Consider the following 26,483-nt stretch of genomic DNA (forward strand, 5'->3'; position numbering starts at 1 on the left):
GGCCCAGCGAAGATTCACAGCGGTTGGACGTGCCTGCTCTAATGCGCTCAATTCCAAATCGATGCATTGCAGAGCTTCAGCACCGGTATCGGCTTGGACCGCATGAGCTGCCAAAACCACGCCAAATGCGCCAGCGATGCCAATCGCGGGGGCACCACGGACGGCCAGTACATGGATGGCCTCGGCGACCTGGGAGGATGTGTGGCAGAGCAGATGGTTCTGGCGATGGGGCAACTCCCGCTGATCGAGTACGGAAAGATGCTTGCCCTGCCAGACCAATGGCCGTACACGGTCGACTTGTTCGAAATTCATGGTATCTTCCTTTTGAACCGTCATTTTAGCAATAATGCCGCAGGTCGACATGGCCACAGCGATGCTCCGTCCTAGCGGGAAGATTGAAGTCATGCTGCTTCTGGGCAAGATTCATGCCGCAGGTAGCCGGATCAAGCGCGGCTGAAATCGAAAGCCATAACCTCCGACATCTCGGTCTTGCCAAGAAGGCAAAGCATCAGACGGTCCAAGCCCATGGCGATGCCGGCGCAGTCGGGAAGACTTGCCAAAGCATGCAATAGACGGTCATCCATGTCCGGAGTCTCAGCGCTGCCGACACCACGGCGTAACAGATCATTCTGGAAGCGTTGTCGCTGTTCGACGGCGTCGTTCAATTCATGATAGCCATTGGCAAGCTCGGAACTTCCGATGTAGATTTCGAACCGCTCAGCGACCGGAACATCATCCCGGCGCAGTTTGGCCAAAGCACATTGCGTTGCAGGAAAGTCATGGACTACGGTCAGCTGACGTTCTGGAAACGTGGGCTCAATGACGTGCGTCAGCAACAAGTCGAGCAGATCATCCCGCGTCAGATCATTTTGTGAGATGTTAACGCAAGATGCGACCGCGTCGATCAATTCTGCATTACTGGCCAGAAACGGGTCGATACCGATAGCCACATTGAACAGTTCCCGATAGGTCGTATTCCGGGTTTGCAACGTCTTGCCGGACTTGGCAAAAAGGCCGAGCAGAAGCGTCACTGCCTCCTGTGCCAGACGAACATGGTCCCATCCGACCCGATACCATTCCAACATGCTGAACTCGGGGTTATGCCGACGGCCAAATTCTCCATCGCGGAATACTTTCCCGATTTCATAGCAATCGCCGATACCGCCCGCGAGCAAGCGCTTAAGGGGAAACTCCGGCGAGGTCCGTAACCAGCGACTCCCAGGGCCTCCTGTCGCAGGGCCGCTGTAATTCAAACGGAATGATCGAATATTGGGATCAGTATTGCCCGCCTGTGATAGCACCGGAGTTTCAACCTCAAGGACGCCTCGGGCATGAAAAAATTCACGAATATGCCTGTAAACGGCGGCGCGTTGACGCAGATCGTGGTGTGATGCGGAACTGTCCCAATCAGCCATCGCTATCACCGACATAGTCTGCCAGGTAAGCCAGTAGACGGGCCTCATCCCAGACTTCCAGACCTAACTCACGCGCCTTGCTCAACTTGCTGCCGGCGGCATCCCCCGCGATGACAATACCGGTTTTTTTGGAAACGCTTCCCGAAAGCTTGGCGCCCAGCGCTTCGAGTTTCATGCCGGCCTCATCGCGTGACATGCTCGCCAGACCACCGGTCAACACTATGGTTTTGCCAGCCAGAGGCCCCTGCTGGGCACGCTGTGGCGAACCCTCGAGCCAGCGCACCCCATTATCACGTAAGGCTTCAATGACCTCTCGGTTATGCTTCTGCGCGAAAAAATGTGCGATACGTGCAGCAACTACCGGACCGATATCAGACACCTCGCGTAACACGGATGCATCGGCGGACATAATAGGGTCGAGCGCACCGAAGTGTCGAGCCAGGGTTTTTGCCGTGGACTCCCCGACATCACGGATACCAAGAGCAAAAAGCACACGCTCCAAAACCGTGACGCGGCTGGCGTCAATCGCCTGAACCAAGTTCTCGGCCCATTTGCTGGCGATCTTTCCGGCCTTCACCGATTCCGGAGTCTTGCCGTCGCGTCCATCGGCACGGCGCTTCATAGCTAGGAAGTCATCAATCTTTAGAACATATAGATCGGCGATGGTCTTCACATAGCCGAAATCAACCAGGTCTTCAATTAGACGCTCACCCAGACCGTCGATATTCATCGCCCGTCGCGAGGAAAAATGGACCAGAGCCTGCTTGCGTTGGGCCGGACAATACAATCCGCCGGTGCAACGGGAAACGACTTCGCCTTCCTCGCGCTCTACGGCCGAGCCGCATATGGGGCACTTGATCGGCATGATCCATTGCACTGTTCTGGGCGGACGGCGGTCTTCAACGACACGCACGACCTCAGGAATGACATCGCCAGCACGGCGGACAATCACCGTGTCCCCGATGCGGACATCCAAACGTGCAATCTGATCGGCATTATGCAGGGTCGCGTTGGTGACGACGACGCCGGCGACCTGAACTGGTAGCAGACGCGCTACCGGAGTTACCGCGCCGGTTCGGCCGACCTGGACATCGATCGCTTCAATCACAGTCTGTTGTTCCTGTGCCGGATACTTATGCGCAATCGCCCAGCGCGGCGCCCGTGAGACGAAGCCCATGGCCCGCTGCTGGTCGAATCGGTTGAGTTTATAGACGGCACCGTCAATGTCATAACTCAAAGCACCGCGGCGCTCGCCAAGCCGACGATAGAAAGCCAGAATCTCTGCAGCGCCGCGTGCAGTTCCGACCTCCGGACAGACTGGCACTCCGAAGTTCCTGACCCAGGCCAATGACTGGGAATGGGTCACGATCATCTCCGGAATAACACTGACCTCTCCCAGTGCGTAAGCATAAAAAGCAAGCGGCCGTGTTGCTGTAATGCGAGGGTCAAGCTGGCGCAGCGAACCGGCCGCTCCATTTCGCGGATTAGCCAAGGTTTTTCCGCCCTCAGCCAATGCCCGTGAGTTGTAGGAATAAAAATCGGCTTTCGGCATATACACTTCACCGCGGACTTCAAGGACGGCCGGCGCATCGCCACGCAGTTTCAATGGAATGCATTTCACCGTTCGCAGGTTAGCAGTCACGTCTTCGCCGGTACTGCCATCTCCCCGAGTGGATCCGCGAATGAATAACCCATTCTCATAACGCAGACTGATGGCCAAGCCATCAAGTTTCGGCTCGACGGAGAACTCCGGATTGGCATCACCCGTCTCCTTGGTGATACGACTGACGAAATCATCAATTTCATCATCGCTAAATGCATTGGCAAGAGAGAGCATCGGCATGGAGTGCGCGACTTCGCGAAAGCCCGCTGAGGGCCAACTGCCGACACGCTGCGTGGGAGAATTCGGATCGGCAAACTCTGGATGATGGACTTCGAGATCCTGAAGCTCGCGCAGCAAGCGATCCCATTCGGAATCAGGAATTACCGGGTCATCAAGGACGTAATAGCGGTAATTGGCCTCTTCAAGCTGCGTTTGCAGCTGCAGCATCCGTTGCCGGAAAAGATCCATATCAGCGTACGGGCTTAATGATCTGACGCTCTTTATCGCGGTCGAATGCGCGCAGCTCTTCCTTGATGTGCAGAATACGCTGTCGACCCAAGGCGTTGCGGTCGGAGTCAAGTAGGACTGCATCGAGAAGCTGAGCCATACGCTCTGCAATCGGAAGCATGCTGTCCCAAGCCTGTATCGCGGTAACCGGACCAGGCAATGTCATGAAAAAACTCACGCCGGGAGTTTGCAGCGTGTCAATATGATCGAGATTGAAATTACCGGGCTGGATCACATTGGCCATGCTGAATATCGGCTCATTGGCATGCACACCCTCCGCCAAACGGTGATAAACACTGTTATGACCATATACGAGACCGACCTTTTCCGTAGCCAGAACCAGTTCAGCGCCGGAAATGCTCTGTCCGCTTTTCGCAGCGAGATAAAGCATCACCAGCTTTTCGTAGGCATCAGTGCTACGCATGCCTATTCGGCTGCTTGGTCGGGCCACCGGTTCGGTCTCGAAATGTAGTTTGGCCTGTTCGCGAAATTCTGTTTCATCTGCCGGCTGCATGACACCAACAACATTGTCAGCATGCTCTTCCGGTACACTCCGTATTTCAGGATCGATTCGCACAGCCGGAGTGGAGGCCGACCGCGAGCGAGTTCGACTACTCAGCAGAATATAGATAATGATGCCAAGGAATACTGCGCTGATGATAATCCGGAGCATGGTGGCATCACTAAGATTCGAGAGCATACCTAACTCCTTCAGGCCACCCCGGCCAGCCGGGTTGCCTCTGCAAGGTCAACCGAAACCATCCGGCTGACACCGGGTTCGCGCATGGTCACGCCGGACAACTGTTTGGCGGATTCCATAGTAGCTTTGTTATGGGTCACGAACAGGAACTGCACCGATTCACTCATTTCGGTCACCATCGTACTGAATCGTCCGACATTGGCCTCATCAAGAGGCGCATCAACTTCATCGAGCAGGCAGAACGGTGAGGGATTGAGTTTGAATATCGCAAACACCAATGAAACCGCCGTCAATGCTTTTTCACCCCCGGACAGAAGTGTGATGTTTGAAACACGTTTCCCGGGTGGCCGCGCCATGATCGAAACACCGGTATCAAGAAGATCCTCGCCGGTTAATTCAAGATAGGCATGCCCGCCACCGAATAGGCGTGGGAACAAGTCCTGAACACCGGCATTGACGCGATCAAAGGTCTCTTTGAAGCGGCCACGTGTTTCCCGGTCGATTTTGCGAATGGCTTCTTCGAGAGTTTCGAGCGCCTGCATGAGATCGGCATTCTGTGCATCGAGATAGTTTTTTCGTTCGCTTTGCTCACCAAACTCCTGAATTGCGGCGAGATTGACCGGCTCAAGCCGCCGCATTTTATTATCGATATCGAGCAGGCTCTTGGCCCACTGGTCAGAATCGAATTGCTCGGAGAGGCCCTCAAGCACGCTTTCAACAGTGGTGCCAATCTGTTCGATTGCCGCCTGCAATTGCTCGGCACGCAGAAGCACGGCCTGCTCCAGAAGCTTGACCGAGGTGATTTTTTCACGCTGGGCAAGCGCCTGGCTGTCACTACCCTGGCGTTTTTGTTCGAAACCACGCAGCTCCTGTTCCACGCCGTCTAGAACCGATCGAGCGGCTGAAAGATCCCGATCGAAGATGACTCGCAAGTCGAGTACACGCTGACGTTCGGCAGTCAGTTGTTCGATCGGATTATCACCATGCTTGAGTTGTTCGGCGATTTCCTGTGTTCTCGAAACCAGTTGCAGGCGCTGCTGGATAAGACGTTCGATTGACTGACTCAAACCTCCGATTGCGGTCTTGTGCGATTGCACCATCAGCTCCAATTGATGCAGAGCATCGGCACTTTCTCGTTGCTGGATCCGGGCATCGTCACGCACCTGTGTCAATTCGCTGCGCTGATGATCGAGCTGGCTTCGATGGTCTTCCAACGCCGCCATGGCCTCGGTGGCCTGCTGCAGCCTCTGACGGGACTCCCGGACCTGCTGCTGCGCTTCAGCCAAAGTGCCAGCGGACTTCTGCAGTTCCGCATCGATGGCAGCAATACGGCCCTGTGCCGACTGAAGCTTGCTTTGCGCGCCCTGAATCTGGCCCGAAAGTTCGGAAACACTTCGATGTGCCAGATAGAGGCTGCGCTGAGCTTCTTCTCTCGCATGCTCAGCCAGGAGCAGACTGTCTTTGATTTCCGCAAGTGCCGACAAAAGACGTTTTTCAGTGTCGGACAGATGCTGGATTTCACTGCGCATCTGCTTGATTTCCGATTCTCGCTGCAACGCTCCCTGTTGGGCATGGCCTGACCTGAGAATGCGAACAAACCCCTTTGATAACCATTCACCGGTTGCGGTGATTACCGATTCATGCTCGGCCAAACGTGGCAGCAAGGCCTTGGCGGAATCAAGATCTGCTGCGGTATGCACGCGACTGAGATGGATGCGAATGGCATCGGGTCCTTTAATGCAGGCAGCCAGACTGCCGATCGGAAAATCACGATGACTGACTTGCTGATCGATCAAGGCCAGATGACCCTGATTGACTGCACTCAGATTATCCAGATAGCGGCCTGCATCATCGACCGCTACGGACTCCAGTAAAGAGGCCAGAACCGATTCAACGGCCAACTCCCAGCCCGGCTCAACCTCAAGCATTTCGCCAAGGCGGGCGTTCTGAAGCAGGCCTTGGTCATCCAGCCAGGCTTTTGATTGCTTGTCTTCCTGGCCCAATGCCGCGTGTTGCAGGGCCTCAAGCGAGGCTAGACGGCCGCGCGCCGTTTCGAACTGCTTGCGCACATCAGACAGCTCCGCCTGTTTGACACGCTGGGACTCGGCTAACTCCTGCTGCTCACGTTTGCAGGCTTCCAGATCCAGTCCCATCGCATCCAGATTTGCCTGCAGGCTGCCATGCTCGTCAGCCATGCCTTGCAATCCGGAGCTGATTGCATCGGGATTCAGGGTGGCGCGCTCGGCCTGCAGAATTTCCGAACGACTGCCCAACTCGAGATTCTGCTTTTCCAGATATTCAATTTTGGTACGCTCAACCTCAGCCCAGCGACTGGCTTCGGCCTGCTCCTTCAGACAGGCGTCCCACTTTTGCTGCCAGTCAAGGAGATTCTGTTCAGCGACTCGCAATGCGGATTGCTTGGCAGCCTGCTCTTCTTGCAAAGTCACCAGACGCGGGGCATGTTCCGCGATTTCTGACTCGATCAATGTCGCCTTACCCTGGTCATCTTGCAGGTGCTGTTCAATCTGGGCAAAGGCCTGATCGGCTTCCGCCCTTGCCTGTTCCAGACGCTGTTTGAGTTCGCGTTGATGCTGGATCTGCTGCTCTATACGGGCCAATTCCCCGCTGACGCGGTAGCCTTCGGCCTGGACTTTGGCCAATGCATCCGATGCATCCACCTGCTGACTGCGGCACCGCTCAATCTGCGCCTCGGCATGCCGTTGTTCGGCAAGCAGCTTCTGCAGTTGGATTTCGCCATCACGCAGGGCGTCCTGATGTTTGGACAGCTCCTTGCCGAGTTGCCGGTAATCCATAGCCTTGAGCTGCGCATCTTTTTCGGCACGCTCGGCCTGCAATTGCTGATACTGTTCAGCAGCCCTCGCCTGCTTCTTGAGATGTTCAAGCTGCTTGTCGATTTCCTCGCGCAGATCGTTGAGACGATCAAGATTCTCCCGGGTACTCTTAATCCGGGATTCAGTTTCTTTGCGGCGCTCCTTGTACTTGGAAATGCCGGCGGCTTCTTCCAGATACACGCGTAATTCTTCCGGCTTGGCTTCGATGATCTGGCCGATCATGCCTTGTTCAATGATCGAATAGCTGCGCGGTCCTAAGCCCGTACCGAGGAACAAATCGGTAATGTCGCGGCGGCGGCAACGCGAGCCATTGAGATAATAGTTGGATTGACCATCGCGGCTGACCGAGCGCTTGACCGAAATTTCGGTGAATCGGGCGAATTCCCCGCCGATCTTGCCTTCGCTATTGTCGAAGATCAGTTCGACCGTGGCCTGGCTGACCGGCTTGCGGGTCGATGAGCCGGAAAAAATCACATCAGTAAGCGCATCGCCGCGGAGGCGGGAAGCCGAACTTTCACCCATCACCCAGCGGATGGCATCGATGATGTTGGACTTGCCGCAGCCGTTCGGGCCGACGATGCCGGTCATGTTGGTCGGCAGGTGGAACACCGTGGGATCGACGAAGGATTTGAAACCGGATAATTTGATGGTGGAAAGGCGCATGTATTCTTCTGATTTAACGGGACGTTGACCTGCGGCTCGAGTCCGCGCGGCAGCCTGTAATTCCTTCCCTGAAAATATTTATAAGTATTTGATATAAATATACTTATAGACTTATCTCGGGATTTCAACACAGTATAGCGCGTGTGACCCTGCGGAGCGATAGGCAAATACGATTTTTACGGTTTTTCAGGCGGAATCAAGGCTTCGGAAGGGGTACGGGCTTGGATGGCCAAGGCATGGATATCCGTCTGCATCAGCGCCCCGAGAGCGTCATAAACCAATCGGTGCCTTCTGAGTGGCGGAAGTCCCTCGAATCGGGCCGAAACCAGCTGCACTGAAAAATGGCCGCGCCCGTCACGGGCTCCGGCGTGCCCAGCATGCTTGTGGCTGTCATCGCGGATTTCCAGAACCCTTGGCGATAGAGCTTCCAAAGCCAGTCGGATGCGCAAAATACGGTCTTCGCTCATGGCAGGACCGGCTTGAAGGGGAAAATATCGGCATCGGCATAAACGCCGGTGGCAAAATAGGGGTCGGCATGAACCCAATCCCAGGCTTGCGCGATTGAATCAAATTCAACCACCAAAGCGCTGCCGGTAAATCCAGCATCGCCCGGATCGATGGTATCCACGGCGGGCATCGGCCCTGCAAGCTTCAATCGACCCTGATTGTTCAGGTCATGCAGGCGCGCAAGATGATCGGCCCGGGAGGCCAGTCGCTGCGCCAAAGTACCCGGATGATCTTTGGCAATGACGAGATACCACATGGAAAGATTGGCGGCTTACGCCGCCAATAATCAGGCGCCGACGACGTTGGCTGCCTGCTTTCCTTTTGGACCCTGCACCACGTCGAAGGTGACGCGTTGGCCTTCTTTCAAGGAACGGAAGCCTTCGGAGCTGATCGCCGAGAAATGCACGAAGATATCTTCACTACCATCCTCGGGCGCGATGAAACCGAAACCTTTTGCATCATTGAACCACTTCACCGTACCGACACTCATACTGTCACACCTTAAATTTTGGATTGAACGTTCACCAACATGAACCGCTGGTAAATCAAAGTATGCACAAAACGTTTTGAATTGCCAAGTATTTTTTAGGGTTCCAGCAGACGCCCGAGAATCGGCAAGAGAGACCCGCTGACCGACTCGACATTGGCTAAAACTTCTTCCAGGGTGATTTCGGCATCGCTCGGATCGCAGCCGGCGGCCCAATTGGCTACAACGCACAGACTGGCATAGCTCAGACCAAGCTCCCGCGCCAGACCCGCCTCTGGCATTCCGGTCATGCCGACCAGATCACAGCCGTCCCTGCGCAACCGCGCGATTTCCGCCTTGGTTTCAAGGCGAGGTCCCTGGGTTGCGCCATAGCAGCCTCCGGCCACAACGGGCACCCCTGCCTTGGCAGAGGCCGTTAAGAGAGCCCCTCTCAGACTCTCGGTATAAGGATCGCCGAAATCGACATGCAGAACCGGACTGCCGGGCTCCTCACAGAGGGTGCTGATGCGACCCCAGGTATAGTCGATGATCTGATCCGGAACCGCCAAGACCCTTGGCCCGTAAGCGGCACCGATGCCGCCGACGGTGTTGATGGCCAGCACGCGACGGGCGCCCAGATCATGCAGGGCCTGCAGGTTGGCGCGGTAGTTAATCTGGTGGGGTGGCAAACCATGCCCTTCTCCGTGCCGGGCCAGAAAAGCTACCTGTGCGGATCCGATGTGTGCGATCCGGATCGGGCCAGAGGGTTCGCCGAAACGTGTTTGCAGGGTATGGGTATGCTGCCATTGCAGGCCGGGCAGACGGTAAACACCGGTGCCGCCGATGACGGCTAGATCGATATGCGGGCTCATTTCAGTGCGTAAATTCCGGGCAGATTGCGCCCATGCTCATGGATGTCCATGCCATAGCCGAAGACATAGCGGTCCGGTACCGTGAAGCCCGCATAGTCGGCCTCCAGGCCGGGGACGCATCGGTCATGCTGTTTGACCGCCATGGCGGCTATTCTGACGCAGGCCGCGCCTTGGTCCTCGCACCAGTCCCGAACCGCTTTGAGGGTATGCCCCTCATCAACGATATCATCGACCAATAAAACCGAACGCCCTTCCAAAATAGCCGCCGGCCGATGCAGCCAGGCTAGACCAGAACCGGTGGTTTCACCATGATAGCGCGTGGCATGCAGATAATCGAACTCGGCATCCATATTCAAAGCCAAACCAAGTCGCGCCGCGAAAAAGAGACCGCCGTTCATCAGGGTCAGGAATACAGGAAACTGGCCATGCAAATCCTTCCGGATGCGACTGGCCATGCCATCGATAGCCGATTCGATTTCAGTCCGGTCATAAAGAAAATCGGAGCGCGCCAGCACTTCCAGTATATCGTGTCGCATCACACCTGCTCCAAATCAGTCACAGCCTTAAGCGCAGACCGATACCGGTCATCGTCCACCAGTTTATCCCAGGCTATAGGCTTAGCGGCATACAGTCGCTCCAGTCGCTCCAGCGGGTATGTTTTGTTAGGCATGGCGGCAACGGCATCGGCAACGCAGGCCGGGGGACAGGCCAATACCGCATCGCAACCAGCTGACAGATGCCGTTTAATGCGAGTCGCTACACCACCGACTGACTCGGCGGCCGCCATACCGATATCATCACTGAACACCACTCCCGTGAAACCCATCTGGGCTTTGAGCACTTTGCCGATCCAATGGGACGAATAACCGGCCGGATCCGGTGCAACCTGCGGATAGACAACGTGCGCCATCATCACGGCATCGGCCCCGACACGGATGCCGGCATGGAAAGGCAGCAGATCGACCGCCGCTATTTCCTGGAACGGACGCGGATCCACTGCTTGATCGAAATGGGTGTCTTCCAACACCGAGCCATGGCCTGGAAAATGTTTCAAGGTTGCGGCCATGCCTGCATCATGCATGCCCGCCACATAGCTTTCGATGAAGGCAGACACACTCTTCGGGTCGGCGGCAAACGCGCGGTTACCGATCGCAAGATTGCCACGACCGAGATCGGCAACCGGTGCGAAACTTAGATCCAGACCGACTCCGATGATTTCCGAGGCCATCAGGTAAGCATGTTCACGGGCCAGCGCATGTGCCGAGACGGCATCGGTCCGGGCAAGCTCTCCGAAGCGTTCAAGGCAGGGGAGTTTTGCGAAACCCTCACGGAATCTCTGCACCCGGCCGCCTTCCTGATCGACGCAGATCAGCTGCCGACGCGGCGCCATGGTCCGAATTTCTGCACAAAGCTCGGAAAGCTGCTGTCTTGAGGCGAAATTCCGTGCAAACAGAATCACACCCGCCACAGCCGGATGCTGAAGATAATCCTGCTCGGCAACGGTCAATGCGTGCCCTTCAATTCCGATGATCAGCATGATTTTTCCTCAGTGGTCCAATGCAGAAAGGATTTGGTAGCCAACGCCATATTGTAGTACCGAAGAATGTGGGTGACTTCGACTCCCAGCCAATCGGGCCGCTCGAAGAATTCGTTTTCATGCTGAAGTTCGATCTCGGCAACCAGCAGACCGGCGTTTTCACCAGTGAATTCATCAATTTCCCAAAGATGCTTGCCGACCCGAACCAAATGACGAACCTTCTCGATACGGCCCTCGCAGGCGAGTGCCATCAGGCTTTCGGCATCGGCCAAAGGAACCGGATACTCGAACTCGAGACGGCGGATACCGGCCTCCCGGGATTTGATGTTGATGGTGGCGGATTCGTCAGCGATCCGTATACGGACCGAGCAGTGCTCACGCCCTGCCGAGAGCGCCTCACTGTCGTTCAGATAGGCCTGCGCGATGCGCTGCCGGTCATGTACACGCTCCCGCCAGGTATCGCCGATGATGCGAAATTTGCGTTCGATTTCGATGGCCATCAGACAGCCTCGAACACGGCGATAGCTTCGACGTGCGCGGTCTGCGGAAACATGTCCATGGCGCCGACCTGAACCAGCCGATAGCCGCGCTCCTGAACAAGATAGGCGGCATCACGCGCCAGCGAGGCCGGGTGACAGGATACGTAAACGATGCGGTGGATGCCATCCAGATTCATCTGCTGGAGGACCTCGATGGCACCGGTTCGCGGCGGATCCAACAACAGCTTGGTAAAACGCTGGGTTTTCCAGAGCTGCGATGAAATGTCCTGCGTCAGGTCAGCGGCGAAGAATTGGGCATTACCAATGCCATTTTTGCGGGCATTTTCCTGGGCCCGCGCGACCAATCCATGATCCCCTTCAACACCGATGACCTCGCCTGCCGATTTGGCCAGTGGCAGGGTGAAATTGCCGAGACCGCAGAACAGGTCGAGCACGACATCCTCGGAGCTCGGCTGCAGCAAAGCAATGGCCCGATCGATCATGGCGGCATTGAGTGAAGCATTGACCTGGATGAAATCTAGTGGCTTGAACTCGAAACGGATGCCATATTTGGCCAGATCGAAACCAAGTGCCGGATAGTCCTCGCGTATCGGAAATACCGACTGCACGCCGCCGGGCTGCAAAAAAATCTGCGCATAGCGGGCATCGCCGAATGCCGCCAGGCGCGACATATCCTCGGCACAGAGCGTCACAAGATTGCGGAACACCAGTGCCACCGGACCATCGCCCTTGATGAATTCGACCTGTGCGATTTCACGCTTGGCCTGCATGCCGCCGATCAGTTCAGTCAGCGGCAAAATCAACGCCGACACGGCCGGCACCACGGTATGGCATTCATGGAGCTGCGCCACGAAGCGCGGATCGGTCTCTCGGAACCCGACCAGTACCCCGCCCTTTTTCTCGACATACCTCACAGAGAAGCGGCCTTTGCGGCGGTACCCCCAGGCATCGACGCTCAATGCCGGCAGCAGGGTTTCCGGGGCGACATGGCCAATCCGGAGCAGATTGTCCGTCAATGTACGCTGCTTGGCCTCGATCTGGCGATGGCTAGCCAGATGCTGCAGTACACAACCCGAGCACACCCCAAAATGCGGACATGACGGCTCGACACGATCCGGCGAAGCGGCCAGCACTTCCAGTGTCTTGGCTTCGTCAAAATGGCGGTTGCGCGCGGTTTGTTGGACCCTAACACGCTCACCAACCAGTGCGCCTGCGACGAAAACGGTCTTGCCGTCTAGACGGCCTACGCCGCGTCCCTCATGGCTGAGGTTGTCGATGTCGATCTCGAACTCGCGTTTCAGTCTGGGTCCGCTTCGTGTCACAATGGACTTCCATGATAAAGCCCTATTTTCGCAGATATCCGCTTGCTTTGGCATAATCTGACGCAAAACCACCAATGAAACCCTCCATTCTCCTGATCGAAGACGACGAAATCAGCCGTAGCTATCTCACCGAGGCCATCCGGATGCTGGATTTCGGTTTAACCCCGTGTGCGGACTTCGCCGCGGGCCTTGCAGCAATAGCGAAATCCCTACCGAACCTGATTATTTCCGACGTCAATCTTCCCGATGGGGCATTGCTGATGCGCGCCGCAGAATTTCCATCCGGCATTCCGATTCTGGCGATCAGCGCCGAACTCACACCGGCGACCCGAGAACGTCTGGCTGCAATCGGCATTCACAATGCTCTTTCCAAGCCGATGCCCTTAGTCGAGCTACATGCCTCCATTCATCGACTCTGCGGCACCGTTCCGGAACTCTGGAACCAGTCGAAAGCGCTGAAAGCTCTCGGCGGAAGTAGCGCAGCACTTCGCAGCATGCGTGCAATGTTTATCAGGGAACTTCCTGTCGCCACGCTCGAGATCCAAGCGGCGTTCATTTCAGGAAACCTGACCGCCATGCACGATACCCTGCATAAACTCAAGGCCAGTTGCGGTTTTCTGGGGGTTGAGCACTTATTGGCGGCCTGTCAGCGTCTTGATCAGACGCCCTGCCTGGAAACGTTTGCGGCTTTCCAGAACAGTGCAGCGGACACCCTGACAGTCATCCGCGCATCGGACGACTGAGTTCGCCAATCATCTGCCAGGAACGCGGCAGGGATTTCCCCAGGTGCAGGGCGATGACGCCGTGCAGTAGCTGCCTCAGCAGGCCCAAGGCCGGCGGTGTTGGCATTTTGTCGGCATTGAAAGCGAGGAGGTCGGCACCCGACAAGACTCCCGGTTCATCGGACTTGGCCGGCATCAGCCCGAGTTCGGGATGCGCTCGGTAATGACGGTCCGGCTCGATCTCACTGCCATTGGCAGTGCTCGACCAAGGGGTCATGTAACCCCGTTGCTGGATCAAATCGCGCTCGAAGCGGCGAACCAGCCAAGCAAGCGGCATATCACCGGCCAGCTCGGTGCGCGCGGCCAATAGCCTCTGGTAAAGCTCGTTATCGGCATCCTGCCGCGGACACAGCTTCAGCACCAATTCGTTGAGATACAGTCCAGCCATCAGGCGCTCGCCAGTAATGGCAAGCACCGGCGGCAAAGGTTCAGACTGAGTCAGCGTGCCGAGCTCAGCTTTGAGAAGAAAACTGATCTTGATGTGCTGCATCGGCTGAAGTTGCGCACGTAGCACGTGGTTCTTGGCACCGGTCACGCCTTTGGCAATCAAACCGACGATGCCATAATCTCGGGTCAGCAATTCCAGCTGCAGACTGGTCTCGCGATACGCCCGTTTATGCAGGACGAGCGCAGGCTGCCATTCGATGCGCATCAGTCGTTATAGCCGAACCGACGCAGCGCAGCCTCGTCATCGGACCAGCCATCTCGGACACGGCACCAGGTTTCCAGAAATACCTTGGATCCGAAAAGTTTCTCCATGCCCAGGCGGGCCGATGTACTGATAGCCTTCAGCTGCTGACCACCCTTGCCGATGACGATGGCCTTCTGCCCTTCCCTCTCTAGCCAGATGACCGCACCGATTCGCAGCAAGCCCCCGTTTTCCTCGAACTTCTCGATTTCTACCGTTGCCGAATACGGGAGCTCGTCACCGAGCCGCTGCATTAGTTGTTCGCGCACCAGTTCGCCGGCCAGGAACCGTTGGCTTTTGTCCGTGATTTCATCCTCGCCGTAAAGCGGCTCGGATTCAGGCATCAACTGAAGCAGGCTTCGGACCAAATCGGCTGTCCCTTTGCTTTTGAGTGCCGAAATGAGGTGAACCGAGGCGAACTCCCGGTTTTCAGTCACTTGCTTGATAAACGGCAGAAGCGCATCTTTGTCCTTGAGCTTGTCGATTTTATTGATGACCAGCAGCACCGGCACATCCGAGTCCTTCAGGGCTTGGTAGGCTAGCGCATCATCGCTGTGCCAGCGTCCGGCCTCGATAACTAGAATGGAAGCATGCACATCACTGACCGCGCCGCGCGCCGCCCGGTTCATATGTCGGTTCATGGCACGCGACTGCTTAGCATGGATACCCGGTGTATCGACCAGTACGAGTTGACCATCCGGGAAACTGGCGATACCCAACATGCGATGCCGCGTGGTCTGAGGCCGTGAAGAAACGATGCTGATTTTGCTGCCGACCAGTGCATTGACCAGAGTCGATTTACCGACATTCGGACGGCCAATGACTGCGACGAAGCCGGCGCGGTAGTCATGGATTTGTGAATCGGTCATTTGTTCAGGCCTAAAAGTATGAGCGCTTTGCGGGCGGCATCGGCTTCAGCCGACTTCACCGAGGTTCCGCTTCCGGCCGTGATGATGGCGAGGCCTTCAAGGATGCATTCAATATCAAAATTGCGGGCATGATCACTGCCACCGGCCTGTAGCAGCCGATACACTGGCAAGGCATGCTGCTTGGACTGCAGCCACTCCTGCAGTTTAGTCTTCGGGTCCTTTCCGGGTGATTTCTCAAGCGATAACTGCAGACGTTTACCGAACCAGTCGTCCACCAGCGCTTGCGCAGCAACAAAACCGGCATCGAGGTAAACCGCAGCTATAACTGCCTCAACGGCATCGGCAAGAATGGAATCACGACGATGCCCTCCCGATTTCAGTTCGCCCGGGCCGAGCTCGATTTGCGAACCCAGGTCCAGTTCGCGGGCAATTTCGGCCAAGGTCGGTTCGCGGACCAGGTGCGATCGGGCCTGGGTCAGTTCGCCCTCACTGGCCTTGGGGAATTTCCGGTACAAGGCATCGGACACGAGCAGGCCGAGTATGGCGTCGCCCAGAAATTCAAGGCGCTCATTGTTCGGCTTGCCGGCACTGCGGTGGCGCAGCGCCTGACGCAGCAGTTCCGGATCGCGGAACCCTGTTAGCAACGCTTCACTCCGCTTCGGTCCGGCCAGTCACGGGAAAGCTGCGCTCGAACTTGGCAACGAAGTCGAGGTTGTACATCAGCGGCTTGCGGACTTCGTAATGAAGGTCCAGCACATTGGCATCCTTCTCGGTACGCAGTTTGATGTGATTATCCAAATTGACGCTATCGACGTAACTGATCTGGAAGCGGCGGTAAAGGCTGTCTTTGAGTTGGGGCAGCGTCTGCTTTTCGGCACCGGCGGCCCGGGTTACCGCCTTGATGTCATTGACGGCACTGAAATACTCGGAATAAACCGGAAAAAGACGCATGAGCAGGAATCCGAAGAATCCAGCCAGCGCCAGAACGAACAGGAAGCTGAGCAGGGTAATACCTTTCTGATTGCGCTTCATGATGATCCCCCTTAGTCGATTTTGGTGCCGATACGTGAAGGCTCAAAACTGTCAGTGCAGAACCAACCAGAGCAGTTTAACCATATTACCATTGCCTTTCCAACTACGTTCTGTTCCGGTACGAAACCCCATTCTCGGCTGTCGGCACTTCGATCGCGGTTGTCGCCCATTGCGAAGTAGTGGCCCTGGGGAACGACCCAGGTACCATTGTTTCGGTAACCGAGCGGAACGCCATCCATTTCCAGCATGGCATGGGATTTCCCGGGAAGACTCTCGCTGTAGACACGGGAGCCGGTCATTTCGCTGGATACGCCCTGGCCGATGTAAATGCCGGACACGGCATAGAGGAACGGAATACCATTCACCGACACACGATTTTCCTCGACGCTGATGGTGTCACCCGGCAAGCCGATGACGCGTTTGATGTAATCGGTGCCAGCGGCCGGATCATTCTTGCCCAGTTCCTTCGAGCCCGGATAGCGGAACACGAACACATCGCCGCGCGCCGGAGCACCGACTTCGAGAATTTTTTTGTTGATGACCGGAAGACGGATGCCATAACTGAATTTATTGACCAGAATGAAATCGCCGATGAGAAGATTGGGCATCATCGAGCCCGATGGGATACGGAATGGCTCGGCTAGAAAGGAGCGCAGTGCCAGCACCAGAAAAATGACCGGAAACAGGGATTTGGCGTATTCGACCAGAACCGGATCGGCGGCATTAGCATCGGCGGCCAGACGACGCTTTTCGAATACGTATCTGTCGGCGAGCCAGACCAGGCCGGTAAACAGGGCCAGAACGCTGAGTATCAGAGCGAAATCGATTTTCACGGGCAATCCTTATTTGTTGTCGACCGACAGTACGGCCATGAACGCTTCTTGCGGAATTTCGACTCTGCCGAACTGTTTCATCCGCTTCTTACCTTCCTTCTGTTTCTCAAGCAGTTTTTTCTTGCGGGTGGCGTCGCCGCCATAGCACTTCGCAAGCACATTCTTACGCATGGCTTTGACCGTCGAACGCGAAATGATCTGTGATCCGACCGCAGCCTGGATGGCGACATCGAACATCTGACGCGGAATCAGTTCGCGCATCTTCTCGCACAGATCTCGGCCACGGCGCTCGGCATGGGCACGATGCAGAATCATCGACATGGCATCGACACGATCACCATTGATCAGCACGTCAACGCGGACGAACGGGCCGGCGTCGAAACGTAGAAAATGGTAGTCAAGCGAAGCGTAGCCGCGTGATACCGACTTCAGACGGTCGAAGAAATCAGTCACCACCTCTGCCATCGGCAGTTCATAGGTAATCTGGACCTGACTGCCCATGTAATTCATGCCCTGCTGGGACCCGCGCTTTTCTTCGCACAGCGTGATCACGTTGCCGACGTAATCGGGCGGCGTCAGGATGGTGGCAAGGATGACCGGCTCGCGGATTTCCTCGATTTTGTTCACCGGCGGCAGCTTGGCCGGATTGTCGAGCGGTAGGATGGTGCCGTCAGTCAGCAAGACTTCGTAAACCACAGTCGGCGCAGTCGAAATCAGATTGAGGTCGTATTCGCGCTCCAGACGTTCCTGCACGATTTCCATATGCAGCATGCCGAGGAAACCGCAGCGGAAGCCGAATCCCATCGCCTCCGAACTCTCCGGCTCGAAATTCAGCGCGGCATCGTTGAGTTTGAGTTTGTCGAGCGCCTCGCGCAGGGCCGGGTAATCCTCGGCATCAACCGGAAACAGGCCAGCGAACACACGCGACTGCATGGTCTGGAAGCCCGGCAGCGGCTCTATTGCCGGATTTCCCGCTAACGTCAGGGTATCGCCGACCGGTGCACCGTGCACGTCCTTGATCGACGCATTCATCCAGCCCACTTCACCGGCCGAGAGCTTACCGAGCACTTTGCGCTTAGGCGTGAAAACACCGACCTCGTCGACCTGATGCACGCGTCCGGTCGACATCACCAGGATTTTATCGCCCGGTTTGATTTCGCCCTGGACCACCCGCACCAAAGAGACCACACCGAGGTAGTTATCGAACCAGGAATCGATGATCAGCGCCTGAAGATGGCCGGTATCGACCGATTTCGGCGGCGGAATGCGGGCAACGATAGCTTCGAGCACGGCACGCACGTTCAGTCCGGTCTTGGCGGAAATGGCGACCGCCTCCTCGGCATCGATGCCAATGACGGCCTCGATTTCGGCCTTGACCCGGTCGACATCGGCAGTGGGTAGGTCGATCTTGTTGAGTACCGGTACGACTTCCAAGCCCTGCTCGACGGCGGTATAACAGTTCGCAACCGATTGCGCTTCCACGCCCTGAGCGGCATCCACCACCAGCAATGCACCTTCGCAGGCCGCCAGCGAGCGCGAAACTTCGTAGCTGAAGTCGACATGACCGGGGGTGTCGATGAAATTCAGCTGGTAGGTCACGCCGTCATCGGCGGTGTATGGCAAGGATACCGACTGCGCCTTAATGGTGATACCCCGTTCACGCTCAATCGGATTTGAGTCGAGCACCTGGGCTTCCATCTCGCGCGCTTCGAGGCCGCCACAGAGCTGGATAATGCGGTCGGCCAAGGTCGATTTGCCATGATCCACGTGCGCGATGATGGAGAAATTACGGATATGCTGCATGGGGTCGCTTTTTGGAAAACTTAGCCCGATATTATCGCATAAGCCACCGCTTCTGAGGCGGCTTTCCGCCCCAGAATCAATTTCTTACGGTACTCCGATTTGGTGGATGGCAGTGCTTTCCGCATTGCGGACGAGCACCCGGACACGATCACCGGATTTATAGGCCGAAACCGCCTTTTCAAAGGCTGCTACGGTAGCGACCGGTGTCCGACCGACCTCAAGCACGACATCGCCCTTGGCAATGCCGATCTGGGCCAGCATGGGCTGGGTGATCCTGGCGATCTGAACGCCACCAGCGGGTAGGCCGAGACGGCTTCGTGTTGCCGGGCTGACCTCCTCGACACTAAACCCGAGTTTGGACGGATTTGAAGGCACCATACTCGGAGCCATAGGGTTCCGGGCGTTGCCAGCCGATTCATCAAGTACCGAAAGCACCACCGGAATTTCCTGTTGACGGCCATTGCGCAGGAGGGTTACCTTCGACTTCACCCCAGGCTGCAATGCACCGACTCGCGGCGGCAAATCAGACGATTTGATGATGGATGCACCGTTGAAGCCGGTAATCACATCACCCGGCTGGATACCGGCCTTGGCCGCAGCACTGCCATTCTGCACGCTTGACACGAAAGCCCCCTCTGCGGCTTTCAGGCCGAGATCGGACAATTCCTCCGACTGGACGTCACGGATCTGGACCCCGAGTTGGCCACGACGCACACTGCCGGTCGCCTTAATTTGCTCGACGGAATTCATGGCAGTACGAATCGGAATCGCAAAACTGACGCCCATGTAGCCGCCGGAATTACTGAAAATCTGCGAATTGATGCCAACCACCTGGCCACGCGTATTGAGCAACGGGCCACCGGAATTACCCCTGTTGATGGCGACATCGGTCTGAATAAAGGGGACATAACGCTGACTGCCGTCGATACTCGGGCGACCGAGCGCACTGACGATTCCGGCAGTCACCGAATAATCGAAACCGAAGGGTGAGCCGATGGCAACCACCCACTGTCCAGGCTTGATCAGGTCGGAATCGCCGATGGCGAGCGAAGGCAGCCCTTTGGCCTCAATTTTGAGAACGGCGACATCGGTCGATGGATCAGAACCGACCAGTACGGCAGGCAGCTGCCGGCGGTCGGCCAGATGCACCACCAGCGTGTTCATACCTTCGATGACATGGTGATTGGTGAGCACATAACCGTCGCTCGCAATGATGAAGCCCGAGCCGAAGGATGTTCCGCCACGCGGCCCCTGCGGACCTGGCTGACCCGGCATCGGCTGCCCGAAAAAGCGACGAAAGAATTCCTGCATCTGTTCTTCTTCGGAGCTGGAGCCACGTGACTCCTGGCCCGCGCGGCCGCTGCTGGCTTCAATACTGACCACAGCCGGCGTCGTACGTTCGACCAGCGCGCTAAAATCCGGAAGCGCCACCACAGGAGCGGTGTTAGCTGCTGAAGGACTTTGCGCCTGCACCGGCTGCTGTGCCTGCTGCCAACAGGCCACCAACACGGCACAACTGAAAAAACCCAGTAGAAAACGGGAAACGGGGGCGATTGCTTTCATGGCTACCTCGAGAATGAAGGATGGAACGGATTCAAGGGTGGGTCTGCGCCAAGATTTCTTCAAGGGTGGCGACCGGCACTTTACCCATGGCGACATAGCGGGTGCTGCCATCGCCAAGCATCAGACCGTTGACGCCATCCCGGCGCATCTGGGCTTTTCCCTTCTGTTTGGAGGGTTCCACATACAAAGAAATACTGGCCAAACCGTCGCTGAACAGATAATGGGTGGATCCGGCCCGGCTTTCAGTGGCAATGACACGGAAGCCTTTGACCTGCCTGAATGGGGATTTGATTTCACGGGTCTGCGGCGTCCTCGACGCTTTAGATTTTTCAGATACCGGCGTGATCTCAATCTGCGTGAATACGAATTGATCGACGGTATAGCCACGCTCGTCGAGGGTGATTACCTTAAGCGGCAATCCGGTCTCGGTATCAAGCCAAAGACGATAGCTATATCTCCAGACATCCTCAGCCTTAATATCGATGACCTGGGTCGCCCGTCCGGCAACACGGGCTTTTTCGGCAAGACGCGTTTTATAGGATTTATTGCCGGCGGCATGGGCAAAATGGCTGAAAGTAATCTGGCCGGATACCGCTGAGGAGAACGATTGCACGGAGCCACCGAGACTGTTGCTTTGGATCTTGCTCCCCTTTTTGACCAGCTCGCGTGGTGCTCCAGATAAAGTTCGCATGCGCAGACTTTCCACACCATTGTCCATACGGTGCTCTACCGCCAAGGTATTAATGTCGGTACCTTGTACCAACACCAGCACGCCTTTGTAATGATGGCTGGCAACCGCACTATTGATGCGACCCAGCCACTCTGAGGAATCGTCACGCCAGAGCTGCTGCACCCATTGTTTACTGCTTTCGAGCCAACCACCGTCTTCGGCATGCACGCCGACCGGTGTCAGTATCAGCAGAAGCACTAGTAAACGCAGTGGCCTCATTGACTTTCCTCGCTGGCTTCTGTGACCTCGACTTCCGGGACAGACAGCATCTGCGCATAGGAAATGAGATCGTTGCCGGTGTTGCTACCGGTCATTTGATTATGACGGGCCAGGTAATCGTCAATGCCATGATCGCGTTTCGGCCAGGACACAGAGCGTGTCGATTCATTAAGCTCGAAACGGGTCAGGTCATCGACTGCTGCCAGCTGAGCAGACGAAGGGATGGCAGAGGCAGGAGCCTTGGCATTTCGCTGGGGCACTACCGCCTGCTGCACCGGGAGCTTTGATGACGGAGCGCCCTGAACGGACGGCTGAATGGGGCTCTGTTGGGCAATCCTCGTGCCGGTGACGGCTGGAGACTCCGGACCGGGCTGCCACTGGTAAGCCAAACCCGCCACCAAGGCCAACGCGGCAAACGAAGCCGCCAGACGCCAGGACGTTTGGGGATTGCTGACCTGGGGTTGGCATTGCGCGCAGATGGCCTCGGCGCTGCCGACTGGCATCAGCTGCACCGGCTGCGCTTTCAGTACCGAGGATGCAATCCAGGCCCGCTCGCAGGCAGCGCGCAGATCGGCATCATTGGCCAAACGTTTTTGGAAGAAACGGCGTTCGCTATCCGACAGTTCACCGTCAATGTAGGCGCTGAGTTGTTCTAAATCGATTTCGCTGATCGGTTTCATGGGCGGACTCTTTGGGACTCGTAAAGGGGGCGCAGGCGCGCGTCGATGGCCTCGCGTGCGCGGAAAATGCGGGAACGCACGGTTCCCACCGGTGAATTCATGACTTCGGCGATTTCTTCATAGGAAAGTCCTTCCATCTCGCGCAGGGTAATGGCCTGCCGGATTTCTTCCGGCAATTGGGCCAAGGCCTTGCTGACGACTTGGGCAAGTTCTTCGCGTAAAAGTTCATGCTCCGGCGTGTCGTTGTTCTGGACATAGATGCCGCCGTCGATGAACTCCGCATCTTCCAATGCAACATCGGCGCCGGGGCGGCGTTTCTGGCTGGCCAGATGGTTCTTGGCAGTGTTTACTGCTATCCGGTACATCCATGTATAAAACTGACTTTCGCCACGGAATCCGGGCAAAGAACGGTAGGCTTTAATGAAGCTGTCCTGAACCACATCCTGGCACGCGGTCGGATTACGCACGATACGGTTGACCACCGCCGCGATCCGGTGCTGGTATTTCCGGACCAACAGGTCGAAGGCGCTCTTGTCGCCTTTCTGGGCCCGCTGTACCAGCTCGGTATCGATTTCGTGTTCGCCCATCGGGCCGGAATCTCCGTATCGTTGCAGCCAATGGCTAGGGGTTTGTCGCTTTCGGGCGGCAAAAGTTCCCGATAATTGACCAATATGCGCAAAACGGTGATGATAAGCTTACTTCAATTTCAATCAAACGAATGTATGAATCAGTTCAGTGGTCTATCCCCCATGCATTGGCAGCTTGAAGCACGCAACGACGGCATCCTGATTCTCAGCCTCGAGCGCAAGGACAGCAGTGTCAATACCCTGTGTCAGGCCGTGCTCAATGAACTCGCAGGTCTGCTGGAGCGCATGGCATTCGCGCCGCCGAAAGGCCTGATCATCCGTTCAAGCAAAAAAGCCGGCTTCATCGCCGGTGCCGATATCGCCGAATTTGCCGAATTCGATGCCAAAGGCACTGTACTCGATGCCATCAGCAACGGTCAGAATATTTTCCAGCGCATCGCCGAACTGCCCTGCCCGTCGGTTGCGGTGATTCACGGCCACTGCATGGGTGGCGGTACGGAACTGAGTCTTGCCTGCAGCGCACGGGTCGCGTCGGACGATGCCAGCACCCGGATCGGATTGCCGGAAGTAAAGCTCGGCATTTATCCAGGTTGGGGCGGCAGCGTTCGACTTCCCCGCTTGGTCGGCGCCCCGGCAGCATTCGACATGATGCTGACGGGGCGCGCCCTTTCCGGTAAAGCCGCGCGCGCCATAGGCTTGGTCGACGCAGTGACCGCCCCGGACCTGATGGTCAACAAAGCCGTTGAATTCATCGAGCACGGCGTCAATCGTCCGTTCAAGCAAAAAGCTACCGCCTGGCTCAGCAACAGCTGGCTGGCGCGGCAGATTCTCCCCGGCGTGTTGACCAAACAGGTGTCCCGCAAAGCCCGTAAAGCTCATTATCCGGCACCCTACAGTCTGATTGATACCTGGCGACGCTCCGGCGGAATGCCGATACGCGCCGCCTTGAAACAGGAAGGCTTCTCGGTCGCCAAATTGGCGCAGGGACCGACTGCGCGCAACCTGACCCGCATCTTCTTCCTGATGGAGCGACTGAAATCCCTGGGAGGCAAGGAACACAGCATTGCTCACGTGCATGTGGTCGGCGCCGGCGTGATGGGCGGTGATATCGCCGCATGGTGCGCCCTACGCGGCTTCGACGTGACCTTGCAGGACCGCGAAATGCAGTACATTCAACCGGCACTTGAGCGTGCCGACGCTCTGTTCGCCAAAAAAGTGAAGGATGAAACCAAGCGCGCAGCGATCCGCGCCCGTCTGCAGGCGGATGTGGCTGGAGAGGGGGTAGGAAAAGCCGACCTGATCATCGAGGCCATCTTCGAAAATCTGGAAGCGAAGCAGGCCCTGTATGCGGCACTGGAACCGAAGATGAAGCCTGACGCTCTTTTGGTTTCCAATACAAGCTCGATTGCGCTGGATTCGCTCGGTGCCAAGCTCGAACAGCCATCGCGTTTTGCCGGGCTGCATTACTTCAATCCGGTGGCGATGATGCCCTTGGTCGAAATCGTCCGTCATGCTGGCATGGCCGCCGAAACCGAACGCCGTCTGGCGGCATTCTGCCGAAGCATCGACAAACTACCAGTGCCGGTCGCCGGAACCCCTGGCTTTCTGGTCAACCGGATTCTGGCGCCCTACATGCAGGAAGCGATTCTGGCCTTTTCGGAAGGCATCCCGGGCCGCGCCATCGACAAAGCAGCACTCGATTTCGGCATGCCAATGGGACCGATCGAGCTGGTCGATACGGTCGGCCTCGATGTTGCTGCCAGTGTCGGCAAAATCATGGCCGAATTCCACGGCCAGACATTGCCCGATACCCTGCAGGTGATGCCCGGCAAGCGTGGCAAGAAAGACGGTGAAGGTCTTTATAAATGGGTCGACGGCAAGGCGGTCAAACCGGAGCTGCCAAAAGATTACACCGCGCCGGACGACCTGCAGGACCGACTGGTCTTCGCTTTGCTCAATGAAGCCGTATCCTGTCTGCACCAGGGCGTGGTCGCCGATGCCGAACTGTTGGATGCCGGTGTCATTTTCGGTACGGGCTTCGCGCCGTTTCGCGGCGGCCCGATCGAACACATCAAAGCCATCGGCCGTGACGCGGCGCTGGACACACTGAAATCCCTGGAAAGCAAATACGGGGCACGATTCGCGCCAAAGGCCGGCTGGGACACTTTGTAATTAAACCCTAGAATAAATAAAAAGCCGGCAAAAGTCGGCTTTTTATTTATTTCTTGCAGCCGATCAACATGATTTCCTGACCAGGCTGGATGATGTAATTCGGCGGAGCGAGATCATTGACCTTGATCAGACGGCTCAGGTCGCACTCGAAAGTGCGGGTAATCATCATCAGGGTTTCACCCGGCTTGACGATGTACTTGCCATTATGCTTTTGACCCGTCTCGGCAGTGACAACAGCAAGCTCGCCCTCCGACGTAACAGCAGGTACCACCGGCGGCGGCCGGAAGAACACCGGAACCTTGCGCGCCTGGGTCAGCATTTTCGCTTGCTCGCTGCGCGACCCGCCAACGCAGTTGGCCTGGTAGCTGGCCACCAGTTTCTTCGGGGCACGCAGCACGATGCCCTGCGCAATATACTGGCCGGGCTCGTAATGCGGATTGAGGTTGCGCAGGACACGGAACCAGCCGGACTGATTATGCGGATTGCCCAGACAGATGGTGAGTTCGTTGATGGTGGTGGCACGCTGCAGGGTCAGGCTGGCAGGTGAGTAATCCAGTTTCGGATAGGTCAACCCATACTCGGAACCATGCAGAAAAAGCCAAGCGGCCGCCAGCACGGCCGGCACGTAATCGCGGGTTTCCGCCGGCCATTCGGTATAGACGTTTTCCTGCCAGAAATCACCGCCACGTTCGCCATAGATGCGCCGGGCCCGGCCTTCTCCGCCGTTGTAACCGGCAATGGCCATTTCCAGACTGCGATTGAGTTCTTCGAAGCGCTCATTCATGTACTGGGCATTGGCGCGCGCCGCGAACTGCGGATCGTAGCGCATGTCGTAGCCCGGGCCCGAATCAAGCTTGAACCTGCGGCCGGTGGCCGGCATGAATTGCAATGGGCCAGCAGCACCGGCCCTGGACACCGAATGCACCTTGCCGCCGGATTCCTTGGTCATCATGCCGAACAGCAGCGCTTCGGGTAGCCCGGCTTTTTCGTACTCCGGTGCCATCAGGTAGCGCATGTAGTGGTAGTTTTCCCAGGACTCCAGAAAAAACCCGCGGTTGACCGTCAGCCAATTAGCAATGGCAGCCTGCATCGGCTCGTTGTATTTGGTCAACAACTCGAGATTCCGCGAGCCCAAGAGTTTGATGGTGGTTCCAAGGGCTGGAATATTTTGAGGCGCCAAGGCGCCTGCGCCGGCCGGCGCGGAAACCGGCATGTCCGATTGCTTGATCAGCTGCTCGTAGGCGCTGATGACTTTGGTTTTCGAGCAGGCTTTCAGTTTGAAGCACTGATTGGCCTGGTCTTCGAGGTCTTCGATGGCCTTGTTCATCACCGCCAGCTGGCTGTCATCGCCGGTTTCATAAAGATCCCGGGCCTGCTGGTAAATTTTCAGGGTTTGATCAATCTGTCCGTACAGTAGGCCTTCACGGGTGGGCTTGGCCGCAAACGCACTCCCGGAAAACGCCCCGGCGAGCAGGATGGTGACGAACATCGGGTTGATCCGCATGAAAACTCCTTGGCACATGCTTTATGCTATCCAAACTGCATTATCAGCCATACCCGCCGCAGACTCCATAAATTTTT

Annotated in this window: 25 protein-coding genes and 1 pseudogene; 2 read left to right on the forward strand and 24 right to left on the reverse strand. The window is 56.8% G+C overall.

From position 1 onward, the window contains the following. From ACIQ0Q_RS04150 to rlmD, 13 genes and pseudogenes are all read right to left on the reverse strand, one after another. Positions 1-312, reverse strand: a pseudogene (locus ACIQ0Q_RS04150) (S-methyl-5-thioribose-1-phosphate isomerase); the annotation flags it as partial. Between the two features lie 131 nt (positions 313-443). Beyond that, positions 444-1,415 carry an EF-P lysine aminoacylase EpmA gene (gene epmA, locus ACIQ0Q_RS04155; protein WP_395771692.1) on the reverse strand — a complete coding sequence of 324 codons (972 nt, stop codon included), beginning with the start codon at positions 1,413-1,415 and terminating at the stop codon, positions 444-446. Next, on the reverse strand, positions 1,408-3,465 hold the full coding sequence (gene ligA / locus ACIQ0Q_RS04160; RefSeq protein WP_395771693.1) for an NAD-dependent DNA ligase LigA: 2,058 nt from the start codon (positions 3,463-3,465) through the stop codon (positions 1,408-1,410). The genes epmA and ligA overlap by 8 nt, the downstream gene beginning before the upstream one ends. Before the next feature lie 22 nt (positions 3,466-3,487). Then, positions 3,488-4,225, reverse strand: coding sequence for a cell division protein ZipA (gene zipA, locus ACIQ0Q_RS04165; protein ID WP_395771694.1), 738 nt, complete (start codon positions 4,223-4,225; stop codon positions 3,488-3,490). Positions 4,226-4,236: 11 nt separating this feature from the next. Next, positions 4,237-7,740: a chromosome segregation protein SMC gene (gene smc / locus ACIQ0Q_RS04170; RefSeq protein ID WP_395771695.1), complete on the reverse strand. Its 3,504-nt coding sequence runs from the start codon at positions 7,738-7,740 to the stop codon at positions 4,237-4,239. A 176-nt stretch (positions 7,741-7,916) separates the two neighbouring features. Further along, complete coding sequence (locus ACIQ0Q_RS04175; RefSeq protein ID WP_395771696.1) at positions 7,917-8,207, reverse strand: BolA family protein; 291 nt, start codon at positions 8,205-8,207, stop codon at positions 7,917-7,919. Further along, positions 8,204-8,503, reverse strand: a complete 300-nt coding sequence (locus ACIQ0Q_RS04180; RefSeq protein ID WP_395771697.1) for a YciI family protein — start codon at positions 8,501-8,503, stop codon at positions 8,204-8,206. The genes ACIQ0Q_RS04175 and ACIQ0Q_RS04180 overlap by 4 nt, the downstream gene beginning before the upstream one ends. Positions 8,504-8,533: 30 nt before the next feature. Further along, positions 8,534-8,737: a cold-shock protein gene (locus tag ACIQ0Q_RS04185; protein WP_297798745.1), complete on the reverse strand. Its 204-nt coding sequence runs from the start codon at positions 8,735-8,737 to the stop codon at positions 8,534-8,536. Positions 8,738-8,832: 95 nt separating this feature from the next. Further along, entirely contained in the window at positions 8,833-9,585 is a 753-nt protein-coding gene (locus tag ACIQ0Q_RS04190) for an S-methyl-5'-thioinosine phosphorylase (RefSeq protein WP_395771698.1), read from the reverse strand. Then, positions 9,582-10,121, reverse strand: coding sequence for a hypoxanthine-guanine phosphoribosyltransferase (locus tag ACIQ0Q_RS04195; RefSeq protein ID WP_395771724.1), 540 nt, complete (start codon positions 10,119-10,121; stop codon positions 9,582-9,584). The genes ACIQ0Q_RS04190 and ACIQ0Q_RS04195 overlap by 4 nt, the downstream gene beginning before the upstream one ends. Further along, complete coding sequence (gene nagZ, locus ACIQ0Q_RS04200) at positions 10,121-11,122, reverse strand: beta-N-acetylhexosaminidase (RefSeq protein ID WP_395771699.1); 1,002 nt, start codon at positions 11,120-11,122, stop codon at positions 10,121-10,123. Before nagZ ends, ACIQ0Q_RS04195 begins: the two co-directional genes overlap by 1 nt. Then, positions 11,116-11,622, reverse strand: a complete 507-nt coding sequence (locus ACIQ0Q_RS04205; RefSeq protein WP_395771700.1) for a CYTH domain-containing protein — start codon at positions 11,620-11,622, stop codon at positions 11,116-11,118. Before ACIQ0Q_RS04205 ends, nagZ begins: the two co-directional genes overlap by 7 nt. Next, complete coding sequence (gene rlmD / locus ACIQ0Q_RS04210; RefSeq protein ID WP_395771701.1) at positions 11,622-12,944, reverse strand: 23S rRNA (uracil(1939)-C(5))-methyltransferase RlmD; 1,323 nt, start codon at positions 12,942-12,944, stop codon at positions 11,622-11,624. Before rlmD ends, ACIQ0Q_RS04205 begins: the two co-directional genes overlap by 1 nt. Before the next feature lie 74 nt (positions 12,945-13,018). Between rlmD and ACIQ0Q_RS04215 the strand changes: the two genes are divergently transcribed. Next, positions 13,019-13,687, forward strand: a complete 669-nt coding sequence (locus tag ACIQ0Q_RS04215) for a response regulator (RefSeq protein ID WP_395771702.1) — start codon at positions 13,019-13,021, stop codon at positions 13,685-13,687. On the opposite strand, the gene recO is transcribed toward ACIQ0Q_RS04215, so the two are convergent. The 10 genes from recO to rpoE all read right to left on the reverse strand — a co-directional run bounded on the left by recO (position 13,665) and on the right by rpoE (position 22,730). Continuing rightward, positions 13,665-14,378, reverse strand: coding sequence for a DNA repair protein RecO (gene recO / locus ACIQ0Q_RS04220; RefSeq protein WP_395771703.1), 714 nt, complete (start codon positions 14,376-14,378; stop codon positions 13,665-13,667). The genes ACIQ0Q_RS04215 and recO overlap by 23 nt on opposite strands. Beyond that, positions 14,378-15,283 carry a GTPase Era gene (gene era, locus ACIQ0Q_RS04225; RefSeq protein WP_395771704.1) on the reverse strand — a complete coding sequence of 302 codons (906 nt, stop codon included), beginning with the start codon at positions 15,281-15,283 and terminating at the stop codon, positions 14,378-14,380. The genes recO and era overlap by 1 nt, the downstream gene beginning before the upstream one ends. Beyond that, positions 15,280-15,927: a ribonuclease III gene (rnc, locus tag ACIQ0Q_RS04230; RefSeq protein ID WP_395771705.1), complete on the reverse strand. Its 648-nt coding sequence runs from the start codon at positions 15,925-15,927 to the stop codon at positions 15,280-15,282. Before rnc ends, era begins: the two co-directional genes overlap by 4 nt. 4 nt (positions 15,928-15,931) lie before the next feature. Beyond that, entirely contained in the window at positions 15,932-16,315 is a 384-nt protein-coding gene (locus ACIQ0Q_RS04235) for a DUF4845 domain-containing protein (RefSeq protein WP_395771706.1), read from the reverse strand. 11 nt (positions 16,316-16,326) lie between these two features. Beyond that, positions 16,327-17,142, reverse strand: coding sequence for a signal peptidase I (gene lepB / locus ACIQ0Q_RS04240; RefSeq protein WP_395771725.1), 816 nt, complete (start codon positions 17,140-17,142; stop codon positions 16,327-16,329). Between the two features lie 15 nt (positions 17,143-17,157). Next, entirely contained in the window at positions 17,158-18,951 is a 1,794-nt protein-coding gene (gene lepA / locus ACIQ0Q_RS04245) for a translation elongation factor 4 (protein WP_395771707.1), read from the reverse strand. Positions 18,952-19,035: 84 nt separating this feature from the next. After that, the gene (locus tag ACIQ0Q_RS04250) at positions 19,036-20,514 is read right to left on the reverse strand and encodes a DegQ family serine endoprotease (RefSeq protein WP_395771708.1); all 1,479 of its coding nucleotides are present in this window, start codon (positions 20,512-20,514) and stop codon (positions 19,036-19,038) included. 31 nt (positions 20,515-20,545) lie between these two features. Beyond that, entirely contained in the window at positions 20,546-21,463 is a 918-nt protein-coding gene (locus ACIQ0Q_RS04255; protein ID WP_395771709.1) for a MucB/RseB C-terminal domain-containing protein, read from the reverse strand. Then, entirely contained in the window at positions 21,460-22,143 is a 684-nt protein-coding gene (locus ACIQ0Q_RS04260) for a sigma-E factor negative regulatory protein (RefSeq protein WP_395771710.1), read from the reverse strand. The genes ACIQ0Q_RS04255 and ACIQ0Q_RS04260 overlap by 4 nt, the downstream gene beginning before the upstream one ends. Next, positions 22,140-22,730: an RNA polymerase sigma factor RpoE gene (rpoE, locus tag ACIQ0Q_RS04265; protein ID WP_395771711.1), complete on the reverse strand. Its 591-nt coding sequence runs from the start codon at positions 22,728-22,730 to the stop codon at positions 22,140-22,142. The genes ACIQ0Q_RS04260 and rpoE overlap by 4 nt, the downstream gene beginning before the upstream one ends. Positions 22,731-22,865: 135 nt before the next feature. On the opposite strand from rpoE, the gene ACIQ0Q_RS04270 reads away from it, so the two are divergent. Further along, positions 22,866-24,902 (forward strand): 3-hydroxyacyl-CoA dehydrogenase NAD-binding domain-containing protein, encoded by a 2,037-nt coding sequence (locus tag ACIQ0Q_RS04270; RefSeq protein ID WP_395771712.1) that lies wholly within the window; start codon positions 22,866-22,868, stop codon positions 24,900-24,902. A 46-nt stretch (positions 24,903-24,948) separates the two neighbouring features. On the opposite strand, the gene ACIQ0Q_RS04275 is transcribed toward ACIQ0Q_RS04270, so the two are convergent. Further along, positions 24,949-26,406, reverse strand: coding sequence for a transglycosylase SLT domain-containing protein (locus ACIQ0Q_RS04275; protein ID WP_395771713.1), 1,458 nt, complete (start codon positions 26,404-26,406; stop codon positions 24,949-24,951). Positions 26,407-26,483: the final 77 nt, after the last annotated feature.

The organism is Arenimonas sp. (assembly GCF_044348765.1).
Taxonomy (GTDB): Bacteria; Pseudomonadota; Gammaproteobacteria; order Xanthomonadales; family Xanthomonadaceae; genus Arenimonas.